Consider the following 418-nt stretch of genomic DNA (forward strand, 5'->3'; position numbering starts at 1 on the left):
GGCGTTATCAGCCAGGAAACGTTGGATCGCGTCCTGACAATTCAACGCGAATTACAAGTTTCGATGCAATCACTATTACTCAAAGCAGGTTTAAACACTGAACAGGTTGCACAACTGGAGTCCGAAAATGAAGGAGAATAACCTTAATCGCGTCATCGGATGGTCTGGTTTACTGCTGACATCTTTATTGAGTACCAGCGCACTCGCAGACAATATCGGCACCAGCGCAGAAGAGCTGGGGCTGAGCGATTATCGCCATTTTGTTATTTATCCCCGTCTCGATAAGGCGCTGAAGGCACAGAAAAATAACGACGAAGCAACCGCCATCCGCGAATTTGAATATATACACCAGCAGGTGCCGGATAATATTCCGCTGACTTTATACCTTGCGGAAGCCTATCGCCATTTTGATCATGAT

The 418-nt window shown here is 46.4% G+C and carries 1 protein-coding gene; it reads left to right on the forward strand.

What is annotated here, in order from left to right; translation table 11 throughout:
- Positions 1–127 precede the first annotated feature (127 nt).
- Positions 128–418 (forward strand): hypothetical protein (locus tag I6F38_RS43505; protein WP_225164729.1); only part of this gene is annotated, 291 nt, incomplete at its 3' end.

The organism is Bradyrhizobium sp. BRP56 (assembly GCF_020194035.1).
Lineage (GTDB): Bacteria > Pseudomonadota > Alphaproteobacteria > Rhizobiales > Xanthobacteraceae > Bradyrhizobium > Bradyrhizobium australafricanum.